21 protein-coding genes are annotated in these 23,945 nt (G+C 62.9%); 14 read left to right on the top strand and 7 right to left on the bottom strand.

The annotated features are described in order from the left end of the window. Positions 1-217: 217 nt before the first annotated feature. Positions 218-616 (top strand): VOC family protein, encoded by a 399-nt coding sequence (locus tag EN993_RS11245; protein ID WP_126071079.1) that lies wholly within the window; start codon positions 218-220, stop codon positions 614-616. On the opposite strand, the gene EN993_RS11240 is transcribed toward EN993_RS11245, so the two are convergent. Next, positions 600-989, bottom strand: coding sequence for a helix-turn-helix domain-containing protein (locus EN993_RS11240; RefSeq protein WP_109663102.1), 390 nt, complete (start codon positions 987-989; stop codon positions 600-602). The genes EN993_RS11245 and EN993_RS11240 overlap by 17 nt on opposite strands. A gap of 106 nt (positions 990-1,095) precedes the next feature. On the opposite strand from EN993_RS11240, the gene EN993_RS11235 reads away from it, so the two are divergent. Next, entirely contained in the window at positions 1,096-1,812 is a 717-nt protein-coding gene (locus EN993_RS11235; RefSeq protein ID WP_127263228.1) for a glutathione S-transferase family protein, read from the top strand. Positions 1,813-1,966: 154 nt separating this feature from the next. On the opposite strand, the gene EN993_RS11230 is transcribed toward EN993_RS11235, so the two are convergent. Then, complete coding sequence (locus tag EN993_RS11230; RefSeq protein ID WP_109663107.1) at positions 1,967-3,190, bottom strand: TadE/TadG family type IV pilus assembly protein; 1,224 nt, start codon at positions 3,188-3,190, stop codon at positions 1,967-1,969. Positions 3,191-3,487: 297 nt separating this feature from the next. Here EN993_RS11230 and EN993_RS11225 point away from each other — a divergent pair, with 297 nt between their 5' ends. Next, on the top strand, positions 3,488-4,312 hold the full coding sequence (locus EN993_RS11225; protein WP_126068684.1) for a DUF2189 domain-containing protein: 825 nt from the start codon (positions 3,488-3,490) through the stop codon (positions 4,310-4,312). Positions 4,313-4,322: 10 nt separating this feature from the next. Here the strand turns inward: EN993_RS11225 and EN993_RS11220 are convergent, their stop codons facing one another. Next, positions 4,323-4,955, bottom strand: coding sequence for a LysE family translocator (locus EN993_RS11220; protein ID WP_127263227.1), 633 nt, complete (start codon positions 4,953-4,955; stop codon positions 4,323-4,325). A gap of 233 nt (positions 4,956-5,188) precedes the next feature. Further along, entirely contained in the window at positions 5,189-7,174 is a 1,986-nt protein-coding gene (locus EN993_RS11210) for a TadE/TadG family type IV pilus assembly protein (RefSeq protein WP_164757612.1), read from the bottom strand. Positions 7,175-7,429: 255 nt separating this feature from the next. Here EN993_RS11210 and EN993_RS11205 point away from each other — a divergent pair, with 255 nt between their 5' ends. The 3 genes from EN993_RS11205 to EN993_RS11195 all read left to right on the top strand — a co-directional run bounded on the left by EN993_RS11205 (position 7,430) and on the right by EN993_RS11195 (position 9,678). After that, positions 7,430-8,290, top strand: a complete 861-nt coding sequence (locus EN993_RS11205) for a TIGR01459 family HAD-type hydrolase (RefSeq protein WP_164757611.1) — start codon at positions 7,430-7,432, stop codon at positions 8,288-8,290. A 6-nt stretch (positions 8,291-8,296) separates the two neighbouring features. Beyond that, positions 8,297-9,277, top strand: a complete 981-nt coding sequence (locus tag EN993_RS11200; RefSeq protein WP_126068687.1) for a bifunctional riboflavin kinase/FAD synthetase — start codon at positions 8,297-8,299, stop codon at positions 9,275-9,277. 74 nt (positions 9,278-9,351) lie between these two features. After that, entirely contained in the window at positions 9,352-9,678 is a 327-nt protein-coding gene (locus tag EN993_RS11195) for a hypothetical protein (protein WP_109663416.1), read from the top strand. On the opposite strand, the gene EN993_RS11190 is transcribed toward EN993_RS11195, so the two are convergent. Continuing rightward, positions 9,679-10,233, bottom strand: a complete 555-nt coding sequence (locus tag EN993_RS11190) for an HdeD family acid-resistance protein (RefSeq protein WP_126068689.1) — start codon at positions 10,231-10,233, stop codon at positions 9,679-9,681. Positions 10,234-10,428: 195 nt separating this feature from the next. On the opposite strand from EN993_RS11190, the gene EN993_RS11185 reads away from it, so the two are divergent. The 3 genes from EN993_RS11185 to EN993_RS11175 all read left to right on the top strand — a co-directional run bounded on the left by EN993_RS11185 (position 10,429) and on the right by EN993_RS11175 (position 15,381). Further along, positions 10,429-11,235 carry a MipA/OmpV family protein gene (locus tag EN993_RS11185; RefSeq protein ID WP_127263225.1) on the top strand — a complete coding sequence of 269 codons (807 nt, stop codon included), beginning with the start codon at positions 10,429-10,431 and terminating at the stop codon, positions 11,233-11,235. A 290-nt stretch (positions 11,236-11,525) separates the two neighbouring features. Next, positions 11,526-14,489 carry an isoleucine--tRNA ligase gene (gene ileS / locus EN993_RS11180; RefSeq protein ID WP_109663113.1) on the top strand — a complete coding sequence of 988 codons (2,964 nt, stop codon included), beginning with the start codon at positions 11,526-11,528 and terminating at the stop codon, positions 14,487-14,489. A gap of 211 nt (positions 14,490-14,700) precedes the next feature. Beyond that, a complete protein-coding gene (locus tag EN993_RS11175) occupies positions 14,701-15,381 on the top strand; it encodes a hypothetical protein (protein ID WP_109663115.1) in 681 nt (226 codons plus the stop codon). A gap of 40 nt (positions 15,382-15,421) precedes the next feature. Here the strand turns inward: EN993_RS11175 and EN993_RS11170 are convergent, their stop codons facing one another. Further along, the gene (locus tag EN993_RS11170; protein ID WP_109663117.1) at positions 15,422-15,871 is read right to left on the bottom strand and encodes a nucleoside deaminase; all 450 of its coding nucleotides are present in this window, start codon (positions 15,869-15,871) and stop codon (positions 15,422-15,424) included. Positions 15,872-16,152: 281 nt separating this feature from the next. Between EN993_RS11170 and EN993_RS11165 the strand changes: the two genes are divergently transcribed. From EN993_RS11165 to EN993_RS11145, 5 genes are all read left to right on the top strand, one after another. After that, entirely contained in the window at positions 16,153-18,330 is a 2,178-nt protein-coding gene (locus EN993_RS11165) for a pseudouridine synthase (RefSeq protein WP_127263224.1), read from the top strand. A 13-nt stretch (positions 18,331-18,343) separates the two neighbouring features. Beyond that, positions 18,344-18,898 (top strand): 16S rRNA (guanine(966)-N(2))-methyltransferase RsmD, encoded by a 555-nt coding sequence (gene rsmD / locus EN993_RS11160; RefSeq protein WP_109663119.1) that lies wholly within the window; start codon positions 18,344-18,346, stop codon positions 18,896-18,898. Between the two features lie 135 nt (positions 18,899-19,033). Next, positions 19,034-20,404, top strand: coding sequence for a pitrilysin family protein (locus EN993_RS11155; RefSeq protein WP_127263223.1), 1,371 nt, complete (start codon positions 19,034-19,036; stop codon positions 20,402-20,404). Next, positions 20,404-21,753, top strand: a complete 1,350-nt coding sequence (locus EN993_RS11150; RefSeq protein ID WP_127263222.1) for a pitrilysin family protein — start codon at positions 20,404-20,406, stop codon at positions 21,751-21,753. The genes EN993_RS11155 and EN993_RS11150 overlap by 1 nt, the downstream gene beginning before the upstream one ends. Next, entirely contained in the window at positions 21,750-22,613 is an 864-nt protein-coding gene (locus tag EN993_RS11145; protein WP_109663126.1) for a patatin-like phospholipase family protein, read from the top strand. Before EN993_RS11150 ends, EN993_RS11145 begins: the two co-directional genes overlap by 4 nt. A 97-nt stretch (positions 22,614-22,710) precedes the next feature. On the opposite strand, the gene EN993_RS11140 is transcribed toward EN993_RS11145, so the two are convergent. Continuing rightward, a partial coding sequence (locus tag EN993_RS11140; protein ID WP_164757609.1) for an ABC transporter substrate-binding protein occupies positions 22,711-23,945 on the bottom strand: 1,235 nt, incomplete at its 5' end.

The following is a 23,945-nucleotide window of genomic DNA, read 5'->3' as shown; positions in this document are numbered from 1 at the left end:
GGACGCTGCCGGGCAATACCGGATCGGACCGTGTGCTGGAGAAAGCCGGGTTCCGCTACGAGGGAACGCTGCGGCAGAAAGCCCGGTTCAAAGGCGCCTACCACGACTTCAGGATGTTTGGACGACTGGCCGGCGATCACGCGGGCCAGAACTGAACAGCATGCTGGCTGTTCGAAGTCGTTCGACCATGCCTCTCAAAAAGGGATTTTTTGCCAAGATGCTCCATCACGTTTCTTTCGGCGTTTCGAATATCGAACGCGCGGCTGCCTTCTACGACGCCGTGCTGGGGCCGCTCGGTTATATCAGAGTCTGGGACGATCTCCGACCCGGCGAGCCCGATCAGGCGGTGGGCTACGGGCCTGCCGGTGGCGGCGACAAGCTGGCGATAAAACTTTGCCCGAAAGGGCAGCGTCCGCCCGGTCCGGGTTTTCATCTGGCTTTTGCCGCCCCGGATCGCCAGAGCATCGCACAATTTCATGCGGCCGCGCTTGCACATGGCGGCCGTGACAACGGTGCGCCCGGCCTGCGCCCCGACTACGGTCCGCATTATTATGCCGCCTTCGTCGTCGATCCGGATGGACATCACATCGAGGCGGTTTTCAACTTGCCGAAGTGATTGTCTCCACTGTCGCCGTGCCGGAATAGGTTTCCAGCATTGGTGAGACTTGGCCGGTCCGGTCGTCTTCGGTCCGTTCCCACCACGAGCCCAGCGCGTCGATGAGCGGTACAAGCCTGCGACCCGGCGCAGTCAGGTCGTAGTCGACATGCAGCGGATAGCCCGGGCGCGCCGTTCGCCGCACGATACCGGCGTCCTCCAGCTTGCGCAGTTCCAGCGCCAGAATGCGGTGCGACACAGTCGGGTTGTCGCGCCTCAGCTCGCTGAATCGCTTGGTTCCGTCCTTCAGATAATAGAGCAGCAGTGTGGGCCAGCGGCCACTGAGCACGCGCATGGTCTCTTCGATCGGGCAGCGCGAGACGACGTCTTTCATGGGCGGGTCCTGGTTACAGAATTGTGCGTAATTTACATGGGGCGACCAGTGTTTAGGGTCAAGTTTCGCTGCGCGGCGTGATCCCTTCAATCATGGAAGAAAACAAATGGAACCTATCCTCCTTTATGGCTTCCCGGCGGGAAGCTCGATGGGGCTCGTCGCTGCCTTTGAACGCGTCGGACAGCCCTATCGCCTGCGCCGCGTCGACATGCTCACCGAGATGAAGAACGATGCTTATGCCAGCATCAACGGCCGTCAGGAAACGCCGGTTTTGATCACCGACGAAGGCACGGTGGTCACCGAGACCATGGCCATCGCCGCGTGGCTCGAGGCGCGTGACACGCAACGTCGCATCAGCTTCGACCCGCGCACGCCGCAAGCCGACCGCATGCATCAGTTGATGGCCTTCGTGAACACCGGTTTCACCGCCGCTTTCAGCCCGCTCTGGGTGGCATTGGAAATGGCCGCGGATGAACCGGCGCTGAAGGCGATCTTGCGCGACTTCGGCCGCAAGGCCGTTGCCGAACGCCACGATCGCCTCGAAGAGATGATCGTCGACACGGACTTCCTGGTCGGCGATCGGCTGACGCTGGCCGATACCACGCTGATTGGCGTGGCACGTTGGGCGGAGTTCCACCAGGCGGTCGACGGCGCTGCCTATCCCAGGTTGGCCGGGCTGCGCCGCCGCATCGAAGCCGATCCGGTCGTGCGATATGCCCTGGCTGTCGAGGATGGCGAACAGCCCGCCGGTTCGGGCGCCTGCCTTGGCCACGTCCCTCTGGCCGATGTGATCGATCGCTTCGCTGCACCGGCGCAACCGTAACGATGCTCATTTTCAACTGGATGTGCTTTTGTGAAAAGGCACTTATCTGCTGGAGTGCGGTTGCCGCACTCCAGCGTTGTTGAACGCGACCGCCATCTTCTCAACGCTACCGCCGGCGCCTGCGGATGTCAGGTCAACCGTTGGGAGCCGTCTCTCATTTCACGAGAGTGATCATCCGGTCAGCATACATTGCGCGATTTCCAAGCGCAGCCGTGCAGTCCGACGCGACGGACGAGTTTCCGGTCATCTGTACCGTATTGCCGACAAGCCTGAGACAGTCGCCCTGGGCGCTCATATCAGAATTTCCGGCGTAGGAAATGGGCGCGTTCGGCGCGTAGATGAAGCCGCTGAGCACGGAATTTGCGCCGCCATTCAACGTCAGGGCAGACGTATTGCCGCGATCCTGGAAAATGGTGATACCAGCATAAGGGCCGCTGCTGGGTGGGGAAAGGTTCACGGTCTCATTGGCATTTATGTAGATCTGAGCGTTTTCCACGAGGAATATGGTCACGCCCTGGCCAGTCAGGCTGCCGTTTCCCCCTGGCTTTATGGTGGTGCCGCGCATGATGTAGACGCCCGGATTAAGCGTGATGTTCCCCGACAATGTCTTGTCGCAATAAGTGCCGGGCGACAGGGTGTAGGTTTTGCCGTTCGGGACCGGCAAACACAATGTGTAAGGGGGAGGAAGGACGTCGGCCAGTGGATCAAAAGACGCGTACCGATGTTCGTGCGGCGTTCCGCAGGCGAGACTGGCGCTGGGTGGCAACAGCCCGCTGGTGCCGCCGACGGTTGAGACACAGCCCGCCGAAACCAGTGCGGAGCCGCCTCTATTGACAGAATCGGACGCGTCCGAGTTCGCCGCGATCACGCAATTGGCCATCGAGACGTTGGTCGAGCCCTGCAGGTTCACGGCGGCGGACGCATGCGGATCGAGCGCCAGCACGCAGGCCTGCGCGCCAGGCTTTATCTTGACCGACGCCGAACGGTAGGCCTGCCAGGAAGCCGAGTCGCCGATGAAGCTTGGGTGGCTTATGCTGGACGACAGCGAGACAAAGTAAGCGCTTGGGCTGCCGCTGGCCGTTGCCGCGAAAGTGGAGAGGCCGCCCGAATATTCCTGCGGGTCGGCCGCGCTCAAATTTGCCGCGAAGAATTGCAGCCCAAGTTGCTGAACATCGCCAGCCGCCATCTCGGGAGAGAACTTCGTGCCGACGGCGAGCCCTGCCGCGTCCAGCGAGTTCTGTAGTTGCGAGGCGTCATGGCTCGTGCCGACCACATCAATGGCACCAGCCAAACCAATCATTATCGGCAGCATCGCTATGGCGGTCGTTATGGCAAAGTTGCCACGCTCCGAAGACCAGAAGCCTCTCAATGCGAACATCGCCCCTCGCCAAGACTTATAAAGCTGAGGTGATACGCCATGGGTCTCTACGAGCTATTTAAGGAAATGCTAAAATACGTAAATGGTAAAATGCAGTATAATGATTGGCCAAAACGAAGCCTGCCAAGGCACGGCCATATGCGAGGCGATACTGAGAAATCTGCACAACGAGCTGCTCCCCAGGCCATTGACGCAGCGACAATCGCCGCCAACTCTGCTATCGTGCCTTTCGTTCTTGAAGTGGCAGCTCTGGCGGCCATCCTGGCGGTGACCGCCCCGACACACGGGAGGAAGGTTATGGCCGGCTTTCATGTCATGGCGGACGCACGTGGAATGCATGTGCAGCCAGCGGTGCGCCGCATCACCACGTCGGACCTTTGGGATGCGCTGCGCCTCGGTGCCGAGGATTTCTGGGCAAAACCCTCGCACTATGTGTTCCTGTGCCTGATCTATCCCATCGTCGGCCTGATCTTGACGAGGTGGACCTCTGGCGCCAATGCCATCCAGCTCATCTACCCCCTGATGTCGGGTTTTGCGCTGGTTGGGCCGTTTGCCGCGATCGGCCTTTACGAGATCAGCCGCCGGCGCGAACTGGGTATGAACACCTCCTGGCGACATGCACTCGATGTGCGCCGCTCGCCGGCGGTTCCATCGATCGTGGTGATCGGCATCATGCTGGTCGCGCTGTTCCTGTTGTGGCTCTACACCGCGCAGTCGATCTACACCGGCCTGTTCGGCGATCAGCCGCCGGCATCGATCGGCAGCTTCGTCCGCGAGGTGCTGACGACCGGCAAGGGCTGGACGTTGATCCTTGCCGGCAATGCCGCGGGTTTTGTCTTCGCCGTGGTCGTGCTGGCCACCACCGTGATTGCCTTCCCGCTGCTGCTCGACCGTGATGTCGGCGCCGTTTCGGCCATCGAGACTTCGGCCCGGGCGGTGATGGCCAACCCGCTGCAGATGGCGCTGTGGGGCTTGTTGGTCGCTGTGCTTCTGGTGATCGGCTCGATCCCGCTTTTTGCCGGGCTCGCCGTGGTCATGCCGGTGCTCGGCCATGCCACCTGGCATCTCTACCGCAAGGTGGTCGAACCGGAGCGGGCGCAGCAGATAAGGCGGCCGATGTAACGAAGCGCTCTCAGCGCTGCGCGTCGGTCGCCATCTTCAGCGCGAGTGCTGCCAGCACGGTTCCCATCATCCAGCGCTGGATGACCAGCCACAATGGCCGCCCGGCGAGGAAGGTGGCGATCGAACCGGCCGTCACCGCGATGATGGCATTGACGCTGAGGCTGATCGTGATCTGCGTCGCGCCCAGCACCAGAAGCTGCGACAGGACATGGCCCTTGTCCAGGCTGATGAACTGCGGCAGCAGCGACAAATAGAGTACGGCCACCTTCGGATTGAGCAGATTGGTCATCAGGCCCATGGCGAACAGCTTGCGCGGCCGGTCCCTTGGCAATTCGCGCACCTGGAACGGCGAACGTCCACCCGGCTTCACCGCCTGCCAGGCCAGCCATAGGAGATAGAGCACACCGGCAAAACGCAGCGCATCATAGGCGTAGGGCACGGCGAGCAGCAGCGCGGTGATGCCGAAGGCCGCAGCCAGCACATAGAAGAGAAAGCCGAGCGCCACGCCGCCAAGCGAGATCAGCCCCGCTTTCGGTCCTTGCGACAGGGAACGCGAGATCAGATAGATCATGTTGGGGCCAGGCGTCAGCACCATGCCGAGGCAGACCAGCGCGAAGGCGAGATGATTGGCGGTTTCGGGCATCGGTTCGTTCCCCAGCGTCGCGAATGGATGCACGATCCCGCGAGCGGCCTACAGGTGCCTGCACCGGCAGGCGCGCGCAAGGGCATGGCGACGCCAGCCGTTGCGCCAGAGGGCTGCCAGTGCATGTCGCCCAAAAGTGGCCCCGGTTTTGGGAGAACGACATGCATAAAAACAAAAACCTAAAGCGCGTCGCCTGAATCCGTTCAAACGCGACGCGCTTTAGTGCCTTCGGATCAGCCGACGACGCGCAGATTCGACAATTCGTTGCCGATTTCCTTGAAATCGTTCGACAAGGTAGCGCCGGTCGCATTCCAGAACAGTTTGGCCGGCTTGCTCGCGTCCGTAGGATCCTTGCGGAAGCGCGAGTCCGACGAGCACGATTTCAGCGCATCGATCGCCTGCTTGTCGGCCGTATTGGTTGTGGACAGGTCGAGCGCCACCGTCATCACCATGATGTTGGCTGCCTTGGCGTTGTTGCACAGTGTCGCCATCTGCTGGTTCAGCGCGTTGGTATAATTGCCGTTCGAATAGTCGAACTGGCCGACAGTACTCGACGTGCCCAAGAACAGGCGGCCGACCGAAGTGCCGTTGTAGCCGGGGTTAAGATAGCCGTAGGACGCATAGGTCGACTTCGAGCTGGCGGGGTCGGAATAACCCAGCGAGGACGGCGTGTAGTAGGTGTTGGCGCCGTCGGTCAGCACGATCACGACCTTGTCGTTGCCTCTCTCGGTTTCCGGGCGCCCTTGCGTGAACGGCTCGCCGCTCGAAACCACCCGCCAGCCCCAGGCCATGCCCTCGGGAACATTGGTGCCGCCATCCGGCTGCATCAGGTCGATCGCGGCCTTGATAGCGGTAAGCCCATCGGTGACGCTGACGTCGGTCAGTGGCGTGATCGGGTTGGTGGAGCAGCTGTAGCTCGGGCCGTTGCCGGCCGGCAGCGCCGGCGCATCGATCGGCCGCGGCTGGAAATATTTGGCCATGTTGCGCAGCCGGGATTGGCCGGTGCTGCTCGTCGGGTCGTCATTCCACCAGCTGTTCACCGCGCCATAGGCCGTCGGCGCGGCCTCGTCGGGATCCTGGGTGAGCTTCCAATGATTGCCGGGTTCGTCCGGGGCGAACATCGGCACGAACATCGTTGCCGGATCGCCAACCCCTATGCCGGTGTTCGCCGAGCCGCCGGACGGCGCGGCATCGTTGACATTGTAGGGATAGGGCCGGGCCTCGACGCAACCCTGCCAACTGGCGAATGGGCCGTAGGAATCGATGTAGTCATATTCGTCGTGGTTTCGTTTGCAGGTGTTGTTCGAGTTGTATTCGTCGCAAACCACACGCTTGCTGTTGGTGACACGCTCATGGTTGGTGACGACCTTCATATCGCGGTAGAGCGAGAACCGGGTCAGCATCTGGCCCTCGTCGGCACCCCATCCCGAACCGCGCTTGTACCAGATGCCATTGGTCTGCTGGGCGTATTTGGTGGCCGTGTTCAGCGTCGACCAGTCGAAATTCTCGTTCGATACCGGCGACAGGCCTTCGGTATCCATCCAGGACGCATTGCCGTTGCCGGGACCGACATTGACCGATGCGGCAAACGGCACGAGGCCGAACTGCACCGGCCTGTCGACCTGCTTGATCATCGCCGCCTGCAGGGCCAGCGTGTCGACCAGCTGTTTGGCCGCGGTCTTGAGAAGGTCGATGCGCTTTTGCCCAGAGCCCGTTCCGGTCTTGGTCATCGATCCGGAATTGTCGAGCACCAGGGCAACTTCCAGGGTATTCTTAAGCCGCACTTCCGAAGTGACGTTGAAGCTGATCTTCTGGTTTGCGTCAGTTTCGGATTTGCCGACGAGTTGGCCGAAGACAGGATAGAAATAGGGCTTGTAGTCAAGCCGCGCGCTCATCTTGAGCAGACCCCCGCCGACGGTATTGCTTGGCAAGGTGACGCTGAGCGTCGTGTTGGCGGGATCTACCTTGTTGAGGTTGGCATTGAAGAAGTCGAGCGCATAGGCTCTCAACTGGTCGTCGGTAGCACCTTCCGTCAGCCGGCGCGCCGTGGCGAAGTTGGCGGCATCGAGCGCATTCAACACCGTCTGTTTTTCACGACTCATCTCGGTGAAATCGACCGCGATCGCCAGGCTGCCCATCAGCGGAACCATCGCAACGACCGTCATAAGAGCATAGTTGCCGCGTTTGTCGCGGCAGAACTGACGCCAAAGTTCATGCATGTCTTGCAGCGGCCCCCGCCGACGGATTCTCGGTCGACGCCAGCTTTCCCACAAAACGCTGAAGGCCGTGTTTGGGAAATCGCTCGATTGCAGGGTCGGCACTTCACCAACCGCTAACCAATGGGCACCCTCGCTGACGCCGCGCAGATGCCCGGCGAAAGCTGGTGACAGGCCGGAGCGGTTCGGCTAATCCGAACCGGCTGCGGCGAACCGTCGGTCGCGGCGGTCGCAATGATCATGACTGAAGGAAACGGCATGGCGGATTCGCCTGAAATCATCGGCTCGCTCGAAGACGTGTCGAAAGCCTATTCGGCAATCCTGTGCGATGTCTGGGGCGTGGTCCACAATGGCGAGAGGCATTTCCCTGTGGCGGCCTCGGCACTGGCAAGGGCTCGAGAGGCGGAAATCCCCGTCGTCCTGATCACCAATTCGCCGCGCCGAAGTGCCGATGTCGTGGCGCAGATGAACGCGATCGGTGTTCCACCGTCAGCCTACGACCGGGTGGTCACCTCAGGCGACGTGACCCGGGATCTGATCGCCGAAGGTCCGCGCAAGATTTTCCATATCGGCGCCGACCGCGATTTCACGCTCTATGACGGTCTCGACGTCGAGCTTGTCGAGGAGTTCGAGGCGTCCGGCGTCGTCTGCACCGGCCTGTTCGATGACGAGGTCGAGAAGCCCGAGGATTATACCGAGCTTCTGCGGCGGCTGCGCGCCAGGAACCTGCCTTTCATTTGCGCAAATCCCGACATTGTGGTCGAGCGTGGCGAACGCATCATCTGGTGTGCCGGCGCATTGGCACGCGATTATGCCCAGCTCGGTGGCCGCACATTGATCGCCGGAAAACCTTACGCGCCGATCTATAACCTCGCGATGAAGGAGGTTTCGGAGATTCTTGGCCGACCGATCGAGCGCGGCCAGGTGCTGGCCATCGGCGACGGCGTGATGACCGATGTGAAGGGCGCCGCCGACAATGGCTTCGATGTCCTCTATGTCTCCGGCGGTATCCATGCCCGCGACTATGGCGATGCACTGCAACCGGATCCGGCAAGATTGGCGACCTTCCTGGAAAAGCATGGGTATCGTCCGGTGGCCGTCATTCCCAGACTGCGGTAGGTGACGATGGCAGCCTTCCAGCGCATTCTGGCGACCGCACCGCTGTCCGCAGACCTGCGCGGCGGCGTGGTGGCGATCGGCAATTTCGATGGTGTCCATCGCGGCCATCAGGCGGTGCTCGAGCGGGCCTCGACTGAAGCCCGGCGGCGCGGAGTGCCGGCCCTGGTGCTGACATTCGAACCGCATCCGCGCAAGATCTTCCGGCCTGATATCCCGTTGTTCGTGCTGACGCCGCCGCCGATGAAGGCGCGGCTCCTGTCGCTGCTGGGCTTTGCCGCGCTCGTCGAGCAGCCGTTCACGCGCGACTTCGCCTCGCTGTCGGCGGAAGCATTCGTGACGGATGTGCTGGAAAGGAATCTTGGCATTACCCATGCCGTGACCGGGTTCGATTTCCATTTCGGCAAGGATCGTCAAGGCGGCCCGGCCTACCTGATGGCGGCCGGCGAGCGTCACGGCTTCGGCGTCACGCTCGTCGACGCTTTCCGTGACGAGGGTGCCGAGGTTGTCTCGTCCAGCCGCATCCGCGGGTTGCTGAGCGAGGGCGAGGTGGCCGAGGCGGCCGGACTGCTCGGCTATCGCTTCACCGTCGAAAGCGAAGTGGTCGGCGGACAGCAGCTCGGCCGCACGCTTGGCTTTCCAACCGCGAATATGAGGCTGTCGGCCGAAGCCGCACTCAAGGAGGGCATCTATGCCGTCCGCTTTCGCCGCGCCGACGGCACGCTTCACGACGGTGTCGCCAGCTTTGGCCGTCGCCCGACCGTTGACGACAATGGTGCGCCGCTGCTGGAAACCTTCGTCTTTGATTTCTCCGGTGACCTCTATGGCGAGGTCTGCCAGGTTTCCTTCTTCGGTTTCCTGCGCCCGGAGGTGAAGTTCGAAGGGCTCGATGCGCTGGTCGCGCAGATGAAGCGCGATGAAGCCGAGGCACGCGCGCTGCTTGCCGGCGTCAAGCCGCTCTCGGACCTGGATCGCGCCATCGCCTTCTGACGGAATCGCCGAAACTGCGGCGAACTGTGAAGAAGTTCATCGAAGGTGGCCGCCAAAACGCCCAACACTCCTCGATGAAAATCGACCTGTCTGTCTGGAGCGTGGTGCTGGTTTGCGCCGGTCTGTTTATCCTCTGCGATGGGCTGAGCGCGCATTGGGGCAAGACCGGCAACGGCCGCAGCCTGGCATACGTCATGCTGCTGTCGCCGCTCTCCTACTCAGTATTCGCTTTTATCAACACAAAGCTGAACCTCGCCGTGACCGGGGCGCTGGTCAACACCATCGTCGTGGCCGGCGCCGTGCTGGTCGGCACCCTTGTCTTCGGCGAAGAACTGTCCTCGACGCAATATCTTGGAATTGCGCTGGCGCTGGTTTCGGTGACGCTGCTCAATCTGACGTGACTATTTCTTCAGCGCGAGGCCGACGGCGATGAAGGTCCAGCCCTGGAAGATCAGGTCGATCGCCAGGAAGAGACCCAGCACCCACAGGCTGTTGACCGGCCAGCCCATGGCGATGATCAGGCCGGCAAGCGCGCTGATGACACCGGCCGCGACGACCCAGCCCCAGCCGCGTTCCGGCCGGTGGCTGTAGCCGACCCAGGCCCGGAGCACCCCTGACGCGACCAGGGCGATCGCCAGCAGGAACGTCAGGACCGCTGAAGCAAGCAGCGGATTGTCGAAAGCGAAGAAGCCGGCAACGGCGTAGAGCAGTCCGCTGAGCAGCCAGTAGAAGAAGCGGCTCCAGGTCTTGACGCCGAACGCATGCACGATCTCGATGACACCGGCCATCAGCATCAGCCATCCCACGACATAGACAGAAGCCACCGTGGCGATGAACAGATTGGCGAAGGCAATGCCGCCGAAGATGAGCAGCAGCACGCCGAGCGCGACAAACCATCCCCATTTTGTCCGTGTCTGTTCGATCGCGATTTTCAAGGCGTCGCCGTGCAGGGTCATTGTCGCGGTCTCCATCAAGGGCTACGGGATACTGCCGGATGGAAGTTAGTCCCGGCGCCGGCCAACGTCCAGTCGATGACCAGCAGCGGGATCGCGGCAAACCGTGAGCGGATGTCTCCGGGTTAAATCAAATTTTACCAAACGGCCGTCAAAGCTGTCATCGGTAACCGTGTGTGTTGTGTTAGTGGAGTGGCCATGAGTCCGGTCGGAAGAATCTCTCTGGTGTTGGCCGCTGTGGTGCTGAGCGGCGCGGGTACTGCCAATGCGGGCGAGGGCAGTTGGCTGTCCGGCGATTGGTATCTGACCGTTGGTGCCACCGGCATGGTGGCGCCGAATTTCGAGGGCGGCAAGGAGTACCTGCTCAGCGCCTCGCCGATCATTTCGTTGGGCAAGGCCGGACCGGCGGCACGCTTCACTTCGCGCAACGACAACATCTCGCTGGCGCTGGTCGACGATGGCGGTGTCCGCGCTGGCCTGACCGGCAAGTTCCTGTTTTCCCGTGACGATGACAACGCCGATGAGCTGAAGGGTCTCGATCCGGTGCGCTGGGGCGGCGAGGTCGGCGGCTTCTTCGAATTCTATCCGACCGATTGGCTGCGCGCGCGCGCCGAGCTGCGCCACGGCATTCGCGCTCATAACGGCTTTGTCGCCGACATCGCTGCCGACGCCTTCTACGACGTGACGCCAACCGTGCGGATTTCGGGTGGACCGCGTGTTTCAATTGCCTCGGGCAACTATTTCGACGCCTATTATGGCGTCAATGCGCAGGAAGCCGTGGCCTCGGGCTTGAGCGAATATCATCCCGGTGGCGGCCTGAAATCGACCGGCCTCGGCGGCGCCATAACCTGGAAGGTGACCGAGCCGATGACCGCCAGCCTGTTTGGTGAATATTCGCGCCTGATGGGACCGGCGGCCGATTCCAGCCTGGTCAAGGAACGAGGCGACCGCAATCAGTTCATGATCGGCGTGTCGACCACCTATCGCTTCGATTTCACGATGTAAGCGAATCGAACGAGAGACGCTTTATTCCTGCGCCTATCTCCGCTAAAAGCCGGGGCATGACGAGCTTTTCGCGCCTTTGCCGGCCGACCATACGAATTATAAGCCCGGTGTTCCGGGCGGCCTGAGCGCCGCCGGAGCCGCCGGGAATCTTGGCGTGCGCCCTCGCGCTTTTTCCAAATCATCAGGCATGTCGCCCAAAAGTGGCCCCGGTTTTGGGAAAACGACATGCTCAAAAAGTATAGTTCAACGCCCGAGCTCCTTTGCCGCCGGGCAATGCACATGGCAGACCAATGACCGATACCGCTGAAACGATCGATTATTCCAAGACGCTTTACCTGCCGCAGACGGATTTTCCGATGCGCGCCGGCTTGCCCGAGAAGGAGCCGCTGCTGGTCAAGCGCTGGCAGGACATGGACCTCTACCGCAAGCTGCGCGAGGATGCTGCCGGCCGCACGAAATACGTGCTGCATGACGGCCCGCCCTACGCCAACGGCAACATCCATATCGGCCATGCGCTGAACAAGATCCTCAAGGACGTCATCACCCGCTCGTTCCAGATGCGCGGCTATGACTCGAACTATGTGCCGGGCTGGGACTGCCATGGCCTGCCGATCGAATGGAAGATCGAGGAGCAGTACCGCGCCAAGGGCAAGAACAAGGACGAGGTGCCGGTCAACGAATTCCGCAAGGAATGCCGTGAGTTCGCCGCGCATTGGATCACGGTGCAGGGCGATGAGTTCCAGCGGCTCGGCGTCATCGGCGACTTCAAGAATCCCTATACGACGATGGCTTTCCATGCCGAGTCGCGCATTGCCGGCGAACTTTTGAAATTCGCCATGTCGGGCCAGCTCTACCGCGGTTCCAAGCCGGTCATGTGGAGCGTGGTCGAGCGCACGGCACTGGCCGAGGCCGAGGTCGAGTACCAGGATTATGAGTCCGACACGATCTGGGCGAAGTTTCCGGTCGCCAGCCTGGTCCGTCCCATCGATGATGGTGAGACCAAACTGACGGAGGGAGCCCTCGACCTGCTCCAGGCCCACGTCGTCATCTGGACGACGACGCCCTGGACCATCCCCGGCAACCGCGCCGTCAACTATTCGCCGCGCATCAGCTACGGCCTCTACGAGGTGACGGCGGCCGAGAACGCGTTTGGCCCGCAGCCGGGCGAAAAGCTGATCTTTGCCGACGCACTGGCCGAGGACGCCTCGGCCAAGGCCAAGGTCACCTTGAATCGTCTCCGCAGCGTTTCGGCGCAAGAGCTTGGAAGCCTTACGCTTTCGCATCCGTTCAAGGGCTTTGGCGGCGGCTACGAATTTGCCGTTCCGATGCTCGCCGGCGACCATGTCACCGACGATGCCGGCACCGGCTTCGTCCACACCGCGCCCGGCCACGGCCGCGAGGATTTTGACGCCTGGATGGATGCGGCGGCGGATCTGCGCGCACGCGACATCGACAGCGCCATCCCGTTCACCGTCGACGATGGCGGTTTCTTCACCAAGGACGCGCCGGGTTTTGGCCCGGATCGCGAGGGTGGGCCGGCGCGCGTCATCGACGACAACGGCAAGAAGGGCAACGCTAACCAGGCGGTCATCGACGAGCTGATCAAGCGCAACGCGCTGTTCGCGCGGGGTCGGCTGAAACACTCCTATCCGCATTCCTGGCGGTCGAAGAAGCCGATCATCTTCCGCAACACGCCGCAATGGTTTGTCTACATGGACAAGGACCTCGGCGACGGCTCGACGTTGCGCAGCCGCGCGCTGAAGGCGATCGACGACACCCGCTTCGTGCCCGCCGCCGGCCAGAACCGCATCCGCGCCATGATCGAGGAGCGCCCGGACTGGGTGCTGTCGCGTCAGCGCGCCTGGGGCGTGCCGATCGCCGTCTTCGCCGATGCCGATGGCAATGTGCTGAAGGACGAGGCGGTCAACCAGCGCATCATGGACGCCTTCGAACAGGAGGGCGCCGACGCCTGGTTCGCCGCCGGCGCCAAGGAGCGTTTCCTCGGCAATCACGATGCCTCCAAATGGAAGCAGGTGATGGACATCCTCGACGTCTGGTTCGATTCGGGCTCGACGCACGCCTTCACGCTGGAAGATCGTCCTGACCTGAAATGGCCGGCCGACGTCTATCTCGAAGGCTCCGACCAGCATCGCGGCTGGTTCCACTCCTCGCTGCTGGAAAGCTGCGGCACCAGGGGCAGGGCGCCTTACGACACCGTCGTCACCCATGGTTTCACCATGGATGAGGATGGCCGCAAGATGTCGAAATCGCTCGGCAACACCGTCGTTCCACAGGACGTCATCAAGCAGTCGGGGGCCGACATCCTGCGTCTGTGGGTGGTGACGACTGATTACTGGGAGGACCAGCGGCTCGGTAAGAACGTGCTGCAGACCAACATCGACGCCTATCGCAAGCTGCGCAACACTATCCGCTGGATGCTGGGCACGCTCGCCCATGACGATGGCGAGGAGGTGCCGCTGGGGAAGATGCCGGAGCTGGAGCGGCTGATGCTGCACCGGCTCTCCGAACTCGATGAAGTCGTGCGCTCGGGCTACGACGCCTTCGAATTCAAGCGCATCACCCGCATGCTGCTCGATTTCATGGTGGTCGAACTATCGGCGTTCTATTTCGACATCCGCAAGGACGCGCTCTACTGTGACGCGCCGTCGAGCCTAAAACGCAAGGCTTCGGTGCAAGTGGTGCGCCATCTCTTCGATTGCCTGGTGAAATGGCTGGCGCCAATGCTGCCCTTCACCATGGAAGAGGCCTGGCTCGATCGTCATCCCGACGCCGTCTCGGTGCATCTCGACCAGTTCCCGCAAATCCCGGCGGACTGGAAGAATGAGGCGCTGGCGGAAAAGTGGCGCAAGGTGCGGCAGGTGCGGCGTGTCGTCACCGGCGCGCTGGAGATCGCGCGCGCCCAGAAGGTGATAGGGTCGTCGCTGGAAGCAGTGCCGGTCGTCACCATCAACGATGCAGCGCTCGAAGCGGCGATATCCGATGTCGACATGGCCGAGATGGCGATCACCAGCGATCTGGTGATCGCTCATGGCGAAGCGCCTGTGGGTGCCTTCACGCTTGACGACGTCAGGGGTGTCGCCGTGGTGGTCGAAAAGGCCGAGGATCGCGGCCTCGTGAAATGCGCACGGTCCTGGCGCTACACCGCCGATGTCGGCCAGGATCCGGAATTTCCGGATGTTTCGGCGCGCGATGCGGCGGTACTGCACGAATTGAAGGCGCTTGGCCGGCTTTAACAGGCCGGCCGGCCAGCTTGATCGGTGCACAAATGCCACGCCGGGCGGGCGAAAACCGCCCGCGCGTTGCCCTTAACGAGTGGTTGAGGTAAACACGCGAAACTCCGGAAGACAAATTGTCGCCGGATTTCCGTCGCAAGTGCTTGGACGATGGGGACCGGTCATAAGGCCGGTGGCAATCGAGAGGCTGTCTACAGTGGGACTTTTTGGCATGACCGAGAGATATAACGTGCGCCTGGCGCTGCTGGCGCCGCTTGTCGCATCGGGCCTCGCTTTGTCCGGCTGCATGGGGTCTCCGACCTATGGCACCGACAAGACCGCCGGCGAACAGCTGGCCGGCGATATTTCGGGCGCCTTTTCGTTCGCGCCGAAGCGCAAGGAACAGATCGACTACAAGCCGCGCCCGACGCTGGTGAAGCCGGCGCCAGGCCAGAAGGAAGCGCTGCCGGCGCCGCAGGACAGCATCGAGACGGCAAGCGCCGAATGGCCCGAATCGCCCGAGCAGCGCCGCGCCCGCTTGCGCGCCGACGCCACCGCCCATCAGAACGATCCGGCCTATCAGTCGGAGATCGTCGACGACGTGCAGACCGATCCGGCCTCGGTGAAGAAAGCGATGGCGGATTCAGGTTCGAGCCACCCGCCGGCGTGGACACCCGCTGATTCCGACAAGGGTCGTGCCGCCGAGATCCAGCGCCGCCTCGCCGATAGCAAGCAGGGTGACCCGAACACCCGCAAATATCTCAGCGAACCGCCGGTGCAGTATCGTGTAGCAGCTGGCACAGCGCCGCAGAATGAGCTTGGTGAGGACGAGTACAAGAAGGAACGTCGTCTCAAGAAAGAGGCGGAAGGCAAGAAGGGCAGCGGCTGGTTCGACTGGATGCCGTCCTTGTAAAAACTGCCCCTTTGTTGTTTCTTGCCGAAGGGCGCCCGGTTCAGCCGCGCCGTTCCCGGAAAAATCCTTTGAGTAGCACGGCCGCTTCGGTCTCGCCGATGCCCGGATAGATGTCGGGCGTGTGGTGGCAGGTCGGCGAGGCGAAGAAGCGCACGCCATTGACCACCGCACCGCCCTTGTCGTCGGCGGCGCCGAAATAGAGCCGCCGCAGCCGGGCGAAGGAAATGGCGCCGGCGCACATGGCGCAAGGCTCAAGCGTCACATAGAGATCATGGCCGGTGAGCCGCTCGGCCGACAGCTTGCGGCAGGCTTCGCGGATGACCAGCATCTCGGCATGCGCCGTCGGGTCGGCAAGTTCGCGTGTGCGGTTGCCGGCACTGGCGACAACGCCATCGGCGTTGGCGATGACGGCGCCGACCGGCACTTCGCCACGCAAGGCGGCAGCTTCGGCCTCCTTCAGCGCCAGCGCCATGAAATCGGGCCGCTTCACGCGATTTCCATTCCGATTATCTCCTCGCCACTCGCTGGAGCAAGTCCGTTTCAGAATGAACCGCACTTGCTCCAGGCTTTTGGTTTTCGTTTGTCCTTTCGGAAAAACCGGTCACCACTTTTCCCTGACAAACTCTGGTGATCCTGTTATTGAGCGCATGACCTCGAAAATCGGACTCGGTTTTCGGAAATGATCATGCGCCACATCAAAAATGCTACAGCGTTCGTTGCGCGCCCAAAAGGATGCGCCACGCTGTAGCAGCGCAAACGGACAAAGGCCACATGGACGACAACGACAAGAAATTCCGACCCAAGAAGGGTCCGGTCAGAAGCGGCTCGAAAGCCGCGGCACCGCGCAGCCGTGATGGCGCCGCCGGCAAAGGCGGCAAGCCGTCCTTTGGCGCCAAGAAACCTTACGCACCGCGTGGCGATCGGCCGATGGCTGCCGATAGCGAGCGGCCGAAGCGCGACTTCAAGGGCGGTGACAAGCCATTCAGCAAAGGTCCGCGCCCCGAAGGCAAGCCTTTTGAGAAGCGTGAGGGGCCACGCAAGCCCTACGCACCGCGCGGCGACCGCCCGGTGGCCGCTGAGGGCGAGCGCAAGCCCTATGAAAAGCGTGAGGGGCCACGCAAGCCCTACGCACCGCGCGGCGACCGCCCGGTGGCCGCTGAAGGTGAGCGCAAGCCCTATGAGAAGCGCGAAGGCCCACGCAAGCCCTACGCACCGCGCGGCGACCGCCCGGTGGCCGCTGAGGGCGAGCGCAAGTCCTATGAAAAGCGCGAAGGGCCGCGCAAACCTTATGCACCGCGCGGCGACCGGCCAATGGCGGCCGAAGGCGAGCGCAAGCCCTATGAAAAGCGCGAAGGGCCGCGCAAACCTTATGCACCGCGTGGCGACCGGCCGGCTGCGGCGGCAGAGGGCGGCGAAAAGCGCTTCGACCGTCCCAAGCGTGATTTTAGCGACCGCGCGCCGCGCGACGCCGGCGATCGCCCGAAGCGTGACTTCGCTGACCGCCCCAAGCGCGACTTTGGCGATCGGCCGCAAGGCGCGTCAGGCGGCAGCTTCAAGCCGCGCCCGCGTCCCGCGGACGCGACGGAAGAGGCCGGCGAACGCATCGCCAAGCGGCTGGCCCGCGCCGGCCTGGCCTCGCGCCGCGACGCCGAGGAACTGATCGCCGCCGGCCGCGTCAAGGTCAACGGCCGCGCCCTGACCTCGCCGGCCTTCAACGTCATGCCTGATGACATCATCCATCTCGACGGTATGGAAATCCCGCCAATCGAGCGCACCCGCCTGTTCCTGTTCCACAAGCCGGCCGGCGTCGTCACCACCAACCGCGATCCCGAGGGCCGCAAGACCGTCTTCGACGTGCTGCCGGCTGAATTGCCGCGGCTGATGACCATCGGCCGGCTGGATATCAACACCGAAGGCCTGCTTCTGCTCACCAACGATGGCGGCCTGTCGCGCGTGCTCGAACTGCCGGCCACTGGCTGGCTGCGCCGCTACCGCGTGCGCGTCCACGGCAAGGTCGAGGAGAGCGCGCTTGCCGGCCTGCGTGAAGGCATTGCCGTCGACGGCGTGTTTTACGGCGCCATCGAAGCGACGCTCGACCGTGAGCAAGGCACCAATGCCTGGCTGACGATCGGCCTGCGCGAGGGCAAGAACCGCGAAGTCAGGAACATCCTCGGCTCGCTTGGCCTCGACGTGACGCGGCTGATCCGCATTTCCTACGGCCCGTTCCAGCTTGATGACCTCGCCGAGGGCCATGTGCTGGAGATCAAGGGCAGGGTGCTGCGCGACCAGCTTGGCGAGCGCCTGGTCGAGGAATCAGGCGCCAATTTCGACGCCGATGTCACCAAACCGTTTTCCAACAAGCCGGTGCGGCGCACCGAAATCCGCGAGCCGGAGCCGGAACGGCCGAAATTCACCCGTGACGGCGAGCGCCGTCCGATCGGCGAGGGCGGGTTGATCAAGAACCGCAAACGCCGCGAAGGCAGTCGCGACGAAGCGCTGGGCAAGCTGTCGACAAGCCCCGACAGAAGCGCGGGATCTGAGAAGAGCTTTGGCGAGCGCGGTCCGCGGCCCGAACGCAGCTTTGGCGACAAACCCCGCGGCAATTTTGGCGACAAGCCGCGCGGCGGCTTCGGCGACAAGCCTCGTGGTGCTTTTGGCGGTAAGCCGGGCGGCGGCAAGAAATCCGAGCGCGAGCAACGGCCGATCGAGCCGCCCGGCCAGCGCAAGGCCAATGTCTGGATGGCGCCGGGCGCACGGCCGATCGGCAAGGGCAGGGCAGAAGCCGACGCCGCCAAGGCGGCCGACGCCAAGGCGCGCAAGGCGTCGTTCAAGCCGTCCTATGGCAAACCCGCCGGTGCAAAGCCGTTCGGCAAGCCGCGCGGCGAGCGTCCGGGCGGTGCTGGCGGCGAGCGGCCGCGCAGTGGTCCCAAAGGTCCCAGAACGAGATGAGGCCTAAAGCGAGATGAGAATCGTCGGCGGTGAGTTTCGTGGGCGTCCCTTGGCGACGCCTCGCTCAAGCGCCATCCGTCCGACGACCGATCGCACCCGCGAGGCGGTCTTCAACGTGCTGGCGCATCGTTTTGCCGAGCAATTGGACGGCGCGCGCGTGCTCGACCTGTTCGCCGGCACCGGCGCGCTCGGGCTCGAAGCGCTGTCGCGCGGTGCTTCCTACGGCGTCTTCATCGAAGAATCGGCGGAAGGCCGAGGCCTGATCCGCGACAATGTCGAGGCCTTCGGCCTGACCGGCCGCACCAAGATCTTTCGCCGCGACGCTACCGGCCTCGGTGAGGCCGGCACGCTGTCGCCGTTCGGTCTCGTCTTCGCCGACCCGCCCTATGGCAAGGGCCTTGGCGAGCGCGCGCTGCAGTCGGCGAAAGCCGGTGGCTGGCTCCGCCCCGGCGCGCTGTGTGTGGTCGAGGAGGCCGCGGTGGCGCCCTTCGAACCAGGCCCCGGCTTTGCCGTGCTGGACGAACGCAACTATGGCGAGACCGTCATCCGCTTCATCGAGGCGGCCTGATACGCGCTCCATCCATAGCCAGGCATCCACGGCCGGCCTCTTTGCCGCCGCCTTTGCCGGCAACATGACCAACAATTCACTTTGCTTGTCGTCCAGACCCTGCCTATCGTCCTGCCAAGAAAACCGGAGCCATTGATGACATCCAAGGCTGAATGGCTGCGCGCAACGCTGCTGGCGACGTCGCTGGCTTTCACGATCACCGGTTCGGCGCTGGCCGAGAGCGCGCCGGACGCGTTCAAGGTGACGGATTTCCTGCTCGACAACGGCATGGAGGTCGTCGTCATTCCCGACCATCGTGCACCGATCGTCACCCATATGGTGTGGTACAAGATCGGCAGCGCCGACGAGCCGCCGGGCAAATCGGGCATCGCGCATTTCTTCGAGCATCTGATGTTCAAGGCGACGACCCACCATGCGGCGGGCGAGTTCGACCGCGCTATCTCCGATATCGGCGGCTCCAACAACGCCTTCACCTCTTACGACTACACGGCCTTCCACGAGACGGTGGCGCCGTCCGCGCTCGAGCTGATGATGAGCTTCGAGGCCGACCGCATGCGCAACCTCATCCTCACCGACGATGTCATCAAGACCGAGCGCGATGTCATCCTCGAGGAGCGCCGCTCGCGCATCGACAACAATCCCGAGGCCGTGCTGGACGAGGAGGTCGATGCCACGCTGTGGCAGAACCAGCCCTATCGCATTCCGGTTATCGGCTGGATGCAGGAGATGCAGCAGCTGAACCGCACCGACGCGACCGCCTTCTATGACAAATACTACCGGCCCAACAACGCTGTGCTGATCGTGGCCGGCGATGTCGAGCCGGACACGGTACGGGCGCTGGCCGAAAAGACCTATGGCAAGGTGGCGCGCGGCCCCGATCTGCCGCCCCGCATCCGCCCGGTCGAACCGGAGCAGAACACCAAGCGCACGGTGACGCTCGCCGATGCCCGCGTCAGCGTGCCGAGCTTTTCCACGCAGTGGGTGGTGCCATCCTATCATTCGGGCAAGCCGGGCGAGGCGGAAGCGCTCGACCTGCTGGCGGAAATCCTCGGCGGCGGCAATCGCAGCCGGCTCTACCAGGCGCTCGTCGTCCAGCAAGGCATCGCATCCAGCGCCGGCGCCTTTTTCCAGGGCACGATGCTCGACGACACCAATTTCACCATCTACGGCGCGCCGCGCGGCGATGCCAAAATCTCCGACGTCGAAGCGGCGGTCGATGCCGAAGTGGCACGCATCGTCAGGGATGGCGTCACGCCTTCGGAGCTGGAAAAGGCCAAGGACCGCTATGTCAGGTCGATGATCTTTGCCCGCGACAAGCAGGATTCGATGGCCAACATCTACGGCTCGACGCTGGCCACCGGCGGCAATGTGCAGGACGTCCAGCAATGGCCGGACCGTATCCGCAAGGTCACGACAGACGAGGTCAAGGCCGTCGCCGCGCGCTATCTGGTGCTCGCCCGGTCGACGACCGGCTATCTCTTGCCGCAGCAACAGGCGGGGAATTGATGATGAAGAGCACGAACGCAATACGCGCACGCGCGCCCCTCGCAACCCTTTTCCTCTCCATCCTCTTCCTGATCCTGCCCGCACTCACGGCGCGCGCCATGGACATCCAGTCCGTCACCTCGCCAAAAGGCATCACCGCCTGGCTGGTGGAGGACTATTCCGTGCCGATCGTCGCCATCCGCTTCGTCTTCGGCGGCGGCTCGACGCAGGATCCGCCGGGCAAGGAAGGGTTGGCCAACCTGATGACCGGTCTGTTCGACGAAGGCGCCGGCCCGCTCGACTCGGAAGGCTTCCAGATCAAGCTCGACGATGCCGGCGCCGAGATGAGTTTCGACGAAAGCCGCGACGGCATCTACGGCTCCATGCGCATGCTGGCCGAGCAGCGCGACGAGGCGTTCGAGCTGTTGCGGCTCGCGGTCAACCAGCCGCGCTTCGACCAGGCGCCTATCGACCGCATCCGCGCCCAGGTCCTGTCCGGCATCATCGCCGGCGAGAACGATCCCGACACGGTCGCGCAGAGCAAATGGGCGCGCGCCCTCTATGGCGACCATCCCTATTCCCGCTCCGATCAGGGCACCAAGGAGAGCATAGCCACCATCACGCCGGATGATCTGAAAGCCTTTCACAAAGCGGTGTTCGCGCGTGGTGGGTTGCATGTCGCCGTCGTCGGCGCCATCGACCCCGAGACGCTCAAGAAGAAGCTCGACATGGTGTTCGGCGACCTGCCGCAAAACCAGGCGCTCGCCCCCGTGGCCGACATCGACCCAAAGCTGGCGCAGCATGTCGAGGTCGACTACGACCTGCCGCAGACCTCCCTGCAGCTCGCTTTTCCCGGCGTGAAGCGCAAGGCGCCGGATTTCTTTCCCGCCGTGCTGATGAACGAGATTCTCGGCGGCGGCACCTTCACCTCGCGCCTGTTCCAGGAGGTGCGCGAAAAGCGCGGGCTGGCCTACAGCGTCAACTCCTCGCTGATCAACCAGGACCACGCCAGCGCGCTGATCGTCAGCACCGGGACGCGGTCGGACCGGGCGGCCGAGACGCTGGGCATCGTCCGCGACGTGGTCAAGCAACTGGCCGAGCAAGGCCCGACCGAAGCGGAGTTGGCGGCAACCAAGAAATATTTGACCGGCGCCTATGCCATCAACAATCTGGACTCGTCGAGTTCCATTGCCTCGACTTTGGTCGAGCTGCAGCTCGACGATCTCGGCATCGACTACATGCAGCGCCGCGCCGGCTACATCAACGCGGTGACGCTCGATCAGGTCAAGGCGGCGGCGAAGAAGCTGCTGTCGGCCGAGCCGACCATCATGGTCATAGGACCGAAACTGGTCGGAGCCGGCAAGGGATGAGCCCGACGTTTGGCATTGCCTTCGGCGGCGGCGGCGCGCGTGGGTTGGCGCATATCCATGTCATCGAGGCGCTTGACGAACTGGGCATCAGGCCGGTGGCCATTGCCGGCTCGTCGATCGGCGCCATCATGGGTGCTGGCATGGCCGCCGGCATGACCGGCAAGGACATCCACGACTATGCCCGCTCGATCCTCGGCCGCCGCGCCGAAGTGGCGAGCCGCATGTGGCGGGCACGGCCTGGCACGATCGCCGAAGCCATGCAGGGCGGTATCCGCGTCAGCCAGTTCAATGTCGAGCGCATCCTGAAGGCCTTTCTGCCCGAGGCCATCCCCGAAACCTTTGCCGAACTCAAGATCCCGCTCAAGGTAACGGCGACAGACTATTTCGGCCACAAGCTCGCCGTGTTCGACGACGGCGATTTGCACTCCGCACTTGCAGCGTCAGCGGCCATACCCGCCGTGTTCCGTCCCGTGACGCGCGACGGCAGGCTGCTGATCGACGGCGGCATCTACAACCCCGTGCCGTTCGACCTGATCGAAAACGATGCCGACATCATCATCGGCGTCGACGTGGTCGGCGCGCCGGAAGAGGTCGACCGCAAACAGCCGACCTCCGTCGATCTGATGTTCGGCGCGACACAGCTGATGATGCAGTCGATCATCGCCAACAAGCTGAAGCAATCCCGACCCGACATCCTGGTCCGCCCGGCTGTATCAAAGTTCCGCGTGCTCGATTTCCTGAAGATCGACGCCTTGATGAACGAGACGGTCGATATCAAGGACGAGCTGAAGCGGCAGGTGGAGAAGGTGCTGGAGGCGAGGAGCAGCAAACGCAAAAGCGGCAAGCGGATCGCCAGCTGAGCTGTCGTTCGATCCCTGCAGATCACTTGAGATGACTTGGAAGATCAGGTCGGAAGACGATCCGGTATCGTCTCCCGACCCATCGCATGATCTTCGTTCAGGCGCTTTCGTCCAACCAGACATTCTCGAAATTCTGTTCGAAGGTCGGGTGGATGCCGTAGTTCTTCACCGACTTCGTCGAGTGGTTGTAAATCTTGCGCCAATAGGGCTGGATGATGATACCCGAGCTCTGCAGGATATTCTCGATGTCGACCATCAGTTCGCGCCGCTTGTCGACGTCGGCGACGGTCAGCGCCTTGGCGATCTTCTCGTCCAGTTCCTTGTTGGAATAGGCGGACTCATTCCATGATTCGCCGGTGCGATAGGCGAGCGCGATGACCTGCACGCCGAGCGGGCGCATGTTCCAGTTGGTCATCGAGAACGGGTATTTCGTCCAGTCGTTCCAGAAGGTGGAACCCGGCAGGACCGTGCGCTTGATCTTGAAGCCGGCCTCGCGGAGCTGGGCTGCGATCGAATCGGCGGTGTTCTTGTGCCAGTCTTGGTCGAGCCCGATCAGTTCGTGCTCGAACTCCATCTGGCCGGCCTCGGTCATCAAGGCCTTGGCCTTGGCGATGTCTCGCGACACTTTTGGCAGCTCGGCATATTCGGGATGGATGGCGCAGACGTGATGGTTTTCGCCGAGCGTGCCGGCATCGCCATAGCCAAGCTTCAGCACGGTCGCATTGTCGACGGCAAGCTGGATCGCCTGGCGCACCTTCTGGTCGTCGTAAGGCTTGTTGTTGACGTTGGTGCGCGCCACGATGGTGTTGGCCGTCACCACCTCATGCTTGACCAAGCCCATCTTGTCGAGGATGGAGACATAGTCCGCTGTCGTCTCGTAGTTGGTGTTGACCTCGCCGGATTCGAAGGCGCTGATCATCGCGTTGGCCTCGGTGCCGTAGTCGATGAACTCGATGCCATCGAGATGCGCCTCGCCGCCCCACCATTTGCCGTTGACGCGGCGCTTCAGCACGACTTTCGAGCCGACATCGTAGGACACCAGTTCGAACGGTCCGGTGCCGATCGGATTCTTCACGAAATTGCTGCCCATCTTCTCATAGTCGCGGTGGACGACCAGCGCCGGATAATCGGAGAAGCCGGCGATGATCGAGATGTCGGAGTCCGGCAGCTTCAGCTTGATCGTGTAGTCGTCGACCTTGACGATGGCGCCAGCAAGCAGCTTGCCGGTCTTGGCATCGATGAGCGCGCCCATGCGTGCCGCCATCGAATTGCCCTCGGCCGACTTGTCGCACCAGCGCGTCAGGTTGAAGACCACGTCGTCGGCGTTGAAAT

The organism is Mesorhizobium sp. M7D.F.Ca.US.004.01.2.1, assembly GCF_003997785.1.
GTDB classification, from domain to species: Bacteria; Pseudomonadota; Alphaproteobacteria; order Rhizobiales; family Rhizobiaceae; genus Mesorhizobium; species Mesorhizobium loti.
This window is presented reverse-complemented; position numbering and strand designations above follow the sequence as displayed.

What these genes read in the sequence shown, in the direction of transcription:
- EN993_RS11245 (WP_126071079.1), top strand. Translation starts at nt 218, where the DNA reads ATGCTCCATCACGTTTCTTTCGGCGTTTCGAATATCGAACGCGCGGCT.
- EN993_RS11240 (WP_109663102.1), bottom strand. Translation starts at nt 989, where the DNA reads ATGAAAGACGTCGTCTCGCGCTGCCCGATCGAAGAGACCATGCGCGTG.
- EN993_RS11235 (WP_127263228.1), top strand. Translation starts at nt 1,096, where the DNA reads ATGGAACCTATCCTCCTTTATGGCTTCCCGGCGGGAAGCTCGATGGGG.
- EN993_RS11230 (WP_109663107.1), bottom strand. Translation starts at nt 3,190, where the DNA reads ATGTTCGCATTGAGAGGCTTCTGGTCTTCGGAGCGTGGCAACTTTGCC.
- EN993_RS11225 (WP_126068684.1), top strand. Translation starts at nt 3,488, where the DNA reads ATGGCCGGCTTTCATGTCATGGCGGACGCACGTGGAATGCATGTGCAG.
- EN993_RS11220 (WP_127263227.1), bottom strand. Translation starts at nt 4,955, where the DNA reads ATGCCCGAAACCGCCAATCATCTCGCCTTCGCGCTGGTCTGCCTCGGC.
- EN993_RS11210 (WP_164757612.1), bottom strand. Translation starts at nt 7,174, where the DNA reads ATGCATGAACTTTGGCGTCAGTTCTGCCGCGACAAACGCGGCAACTAT.
- EN993_RS11205 (WP_164757611.1), top strand. Translation starts at nt 7,430, where the DNA reads ATGGCGGATTCGCCTGAAATCATCGGCTCGCTCGAAGACGTGTCGAAA.
- EN993_RS11200 (WP_126068687.1), top strand. Translation starts at nt 8,297, where the DNA reads ATGGCAGCCTTCCAGCGCATTCTGGCGACCGCACCGCTGTCCGCAGAC.
- EN993_RS11195 (WP_109663416.1), top strand. Translation starts at nt 9,352, where the DNA reads ATGAAAATCGACCTGTCTGTCTGGAGCGTGGTGCTGGTTTGCGCCGGT.
- EN993_RS11190 (WP_126068689.1), bottom strand. Translation starts at nt 10,233, where the DNA reads ATGACCCTGCACGGCGACGCCTTGAAAATCGCGATCGAACAGACACGG.
- EN993_RS11185 (WP_127263225.1), top strand. Translation starts at nt 10,429, where the DNA reads ATGAGTCCGGTCGGAAGAATCTCTCTGGTGTTGGCCGCTGTGGTGCTG.
- ileS (WP_109663113.1), top strand. Translation starts at nt 11,526, where the DNA reads ATGACCGATACCGCTGAAACGATCGATTATTCCAAGACGCTTTACCTG.
- EN993_RS11175 (WP_109663115.1), top strand. Translation starts at nt 14,701, where the DNA reads ATGACCGAGAGATATAACGTGCGCCTGGCGCTGCTGGCGCCGCTTGTC.
- EN993_RS11165 (WP_127263224.1), top strand. Translation starts at nt 16,153, where the DNA reads ATGGACGACAACGACAAGAAATTCCGACCCAAGAAGGGTCCGGTCAGA.
- rsmD (WP_109663119.1), top strand. Translation starts at nt 18,344, where the DNA reads ATGAGAATCGTCGGCGGTGAGTTTCGTGGGCGTCCCTTGGCGACGCCT.
- EN993_RS11155 (WP_127263223.1), top strand. Translation starts at nt 19,034, where the DNA reads ATGACATCCAAGGCTGAATGGCTGCGCGCAACGCTGCTGGCGACGTCG.
- EN993_RS11150 (WP_127263222.1), top strand. Translation starts at nt 20,404, where the DNA reads ATGATGAAGAGCACGAACGCAATACGCGCACGCGCGCCCCTCGCAACC.
- EN993_RS11145 (WP_109663126.1), top strand. Translation starts at nt 21,750, where the DNA reads ATGAGCCCGACGTTTGGCATTGCCTTCGGCGGCGGCGGCGCGCGTGGG.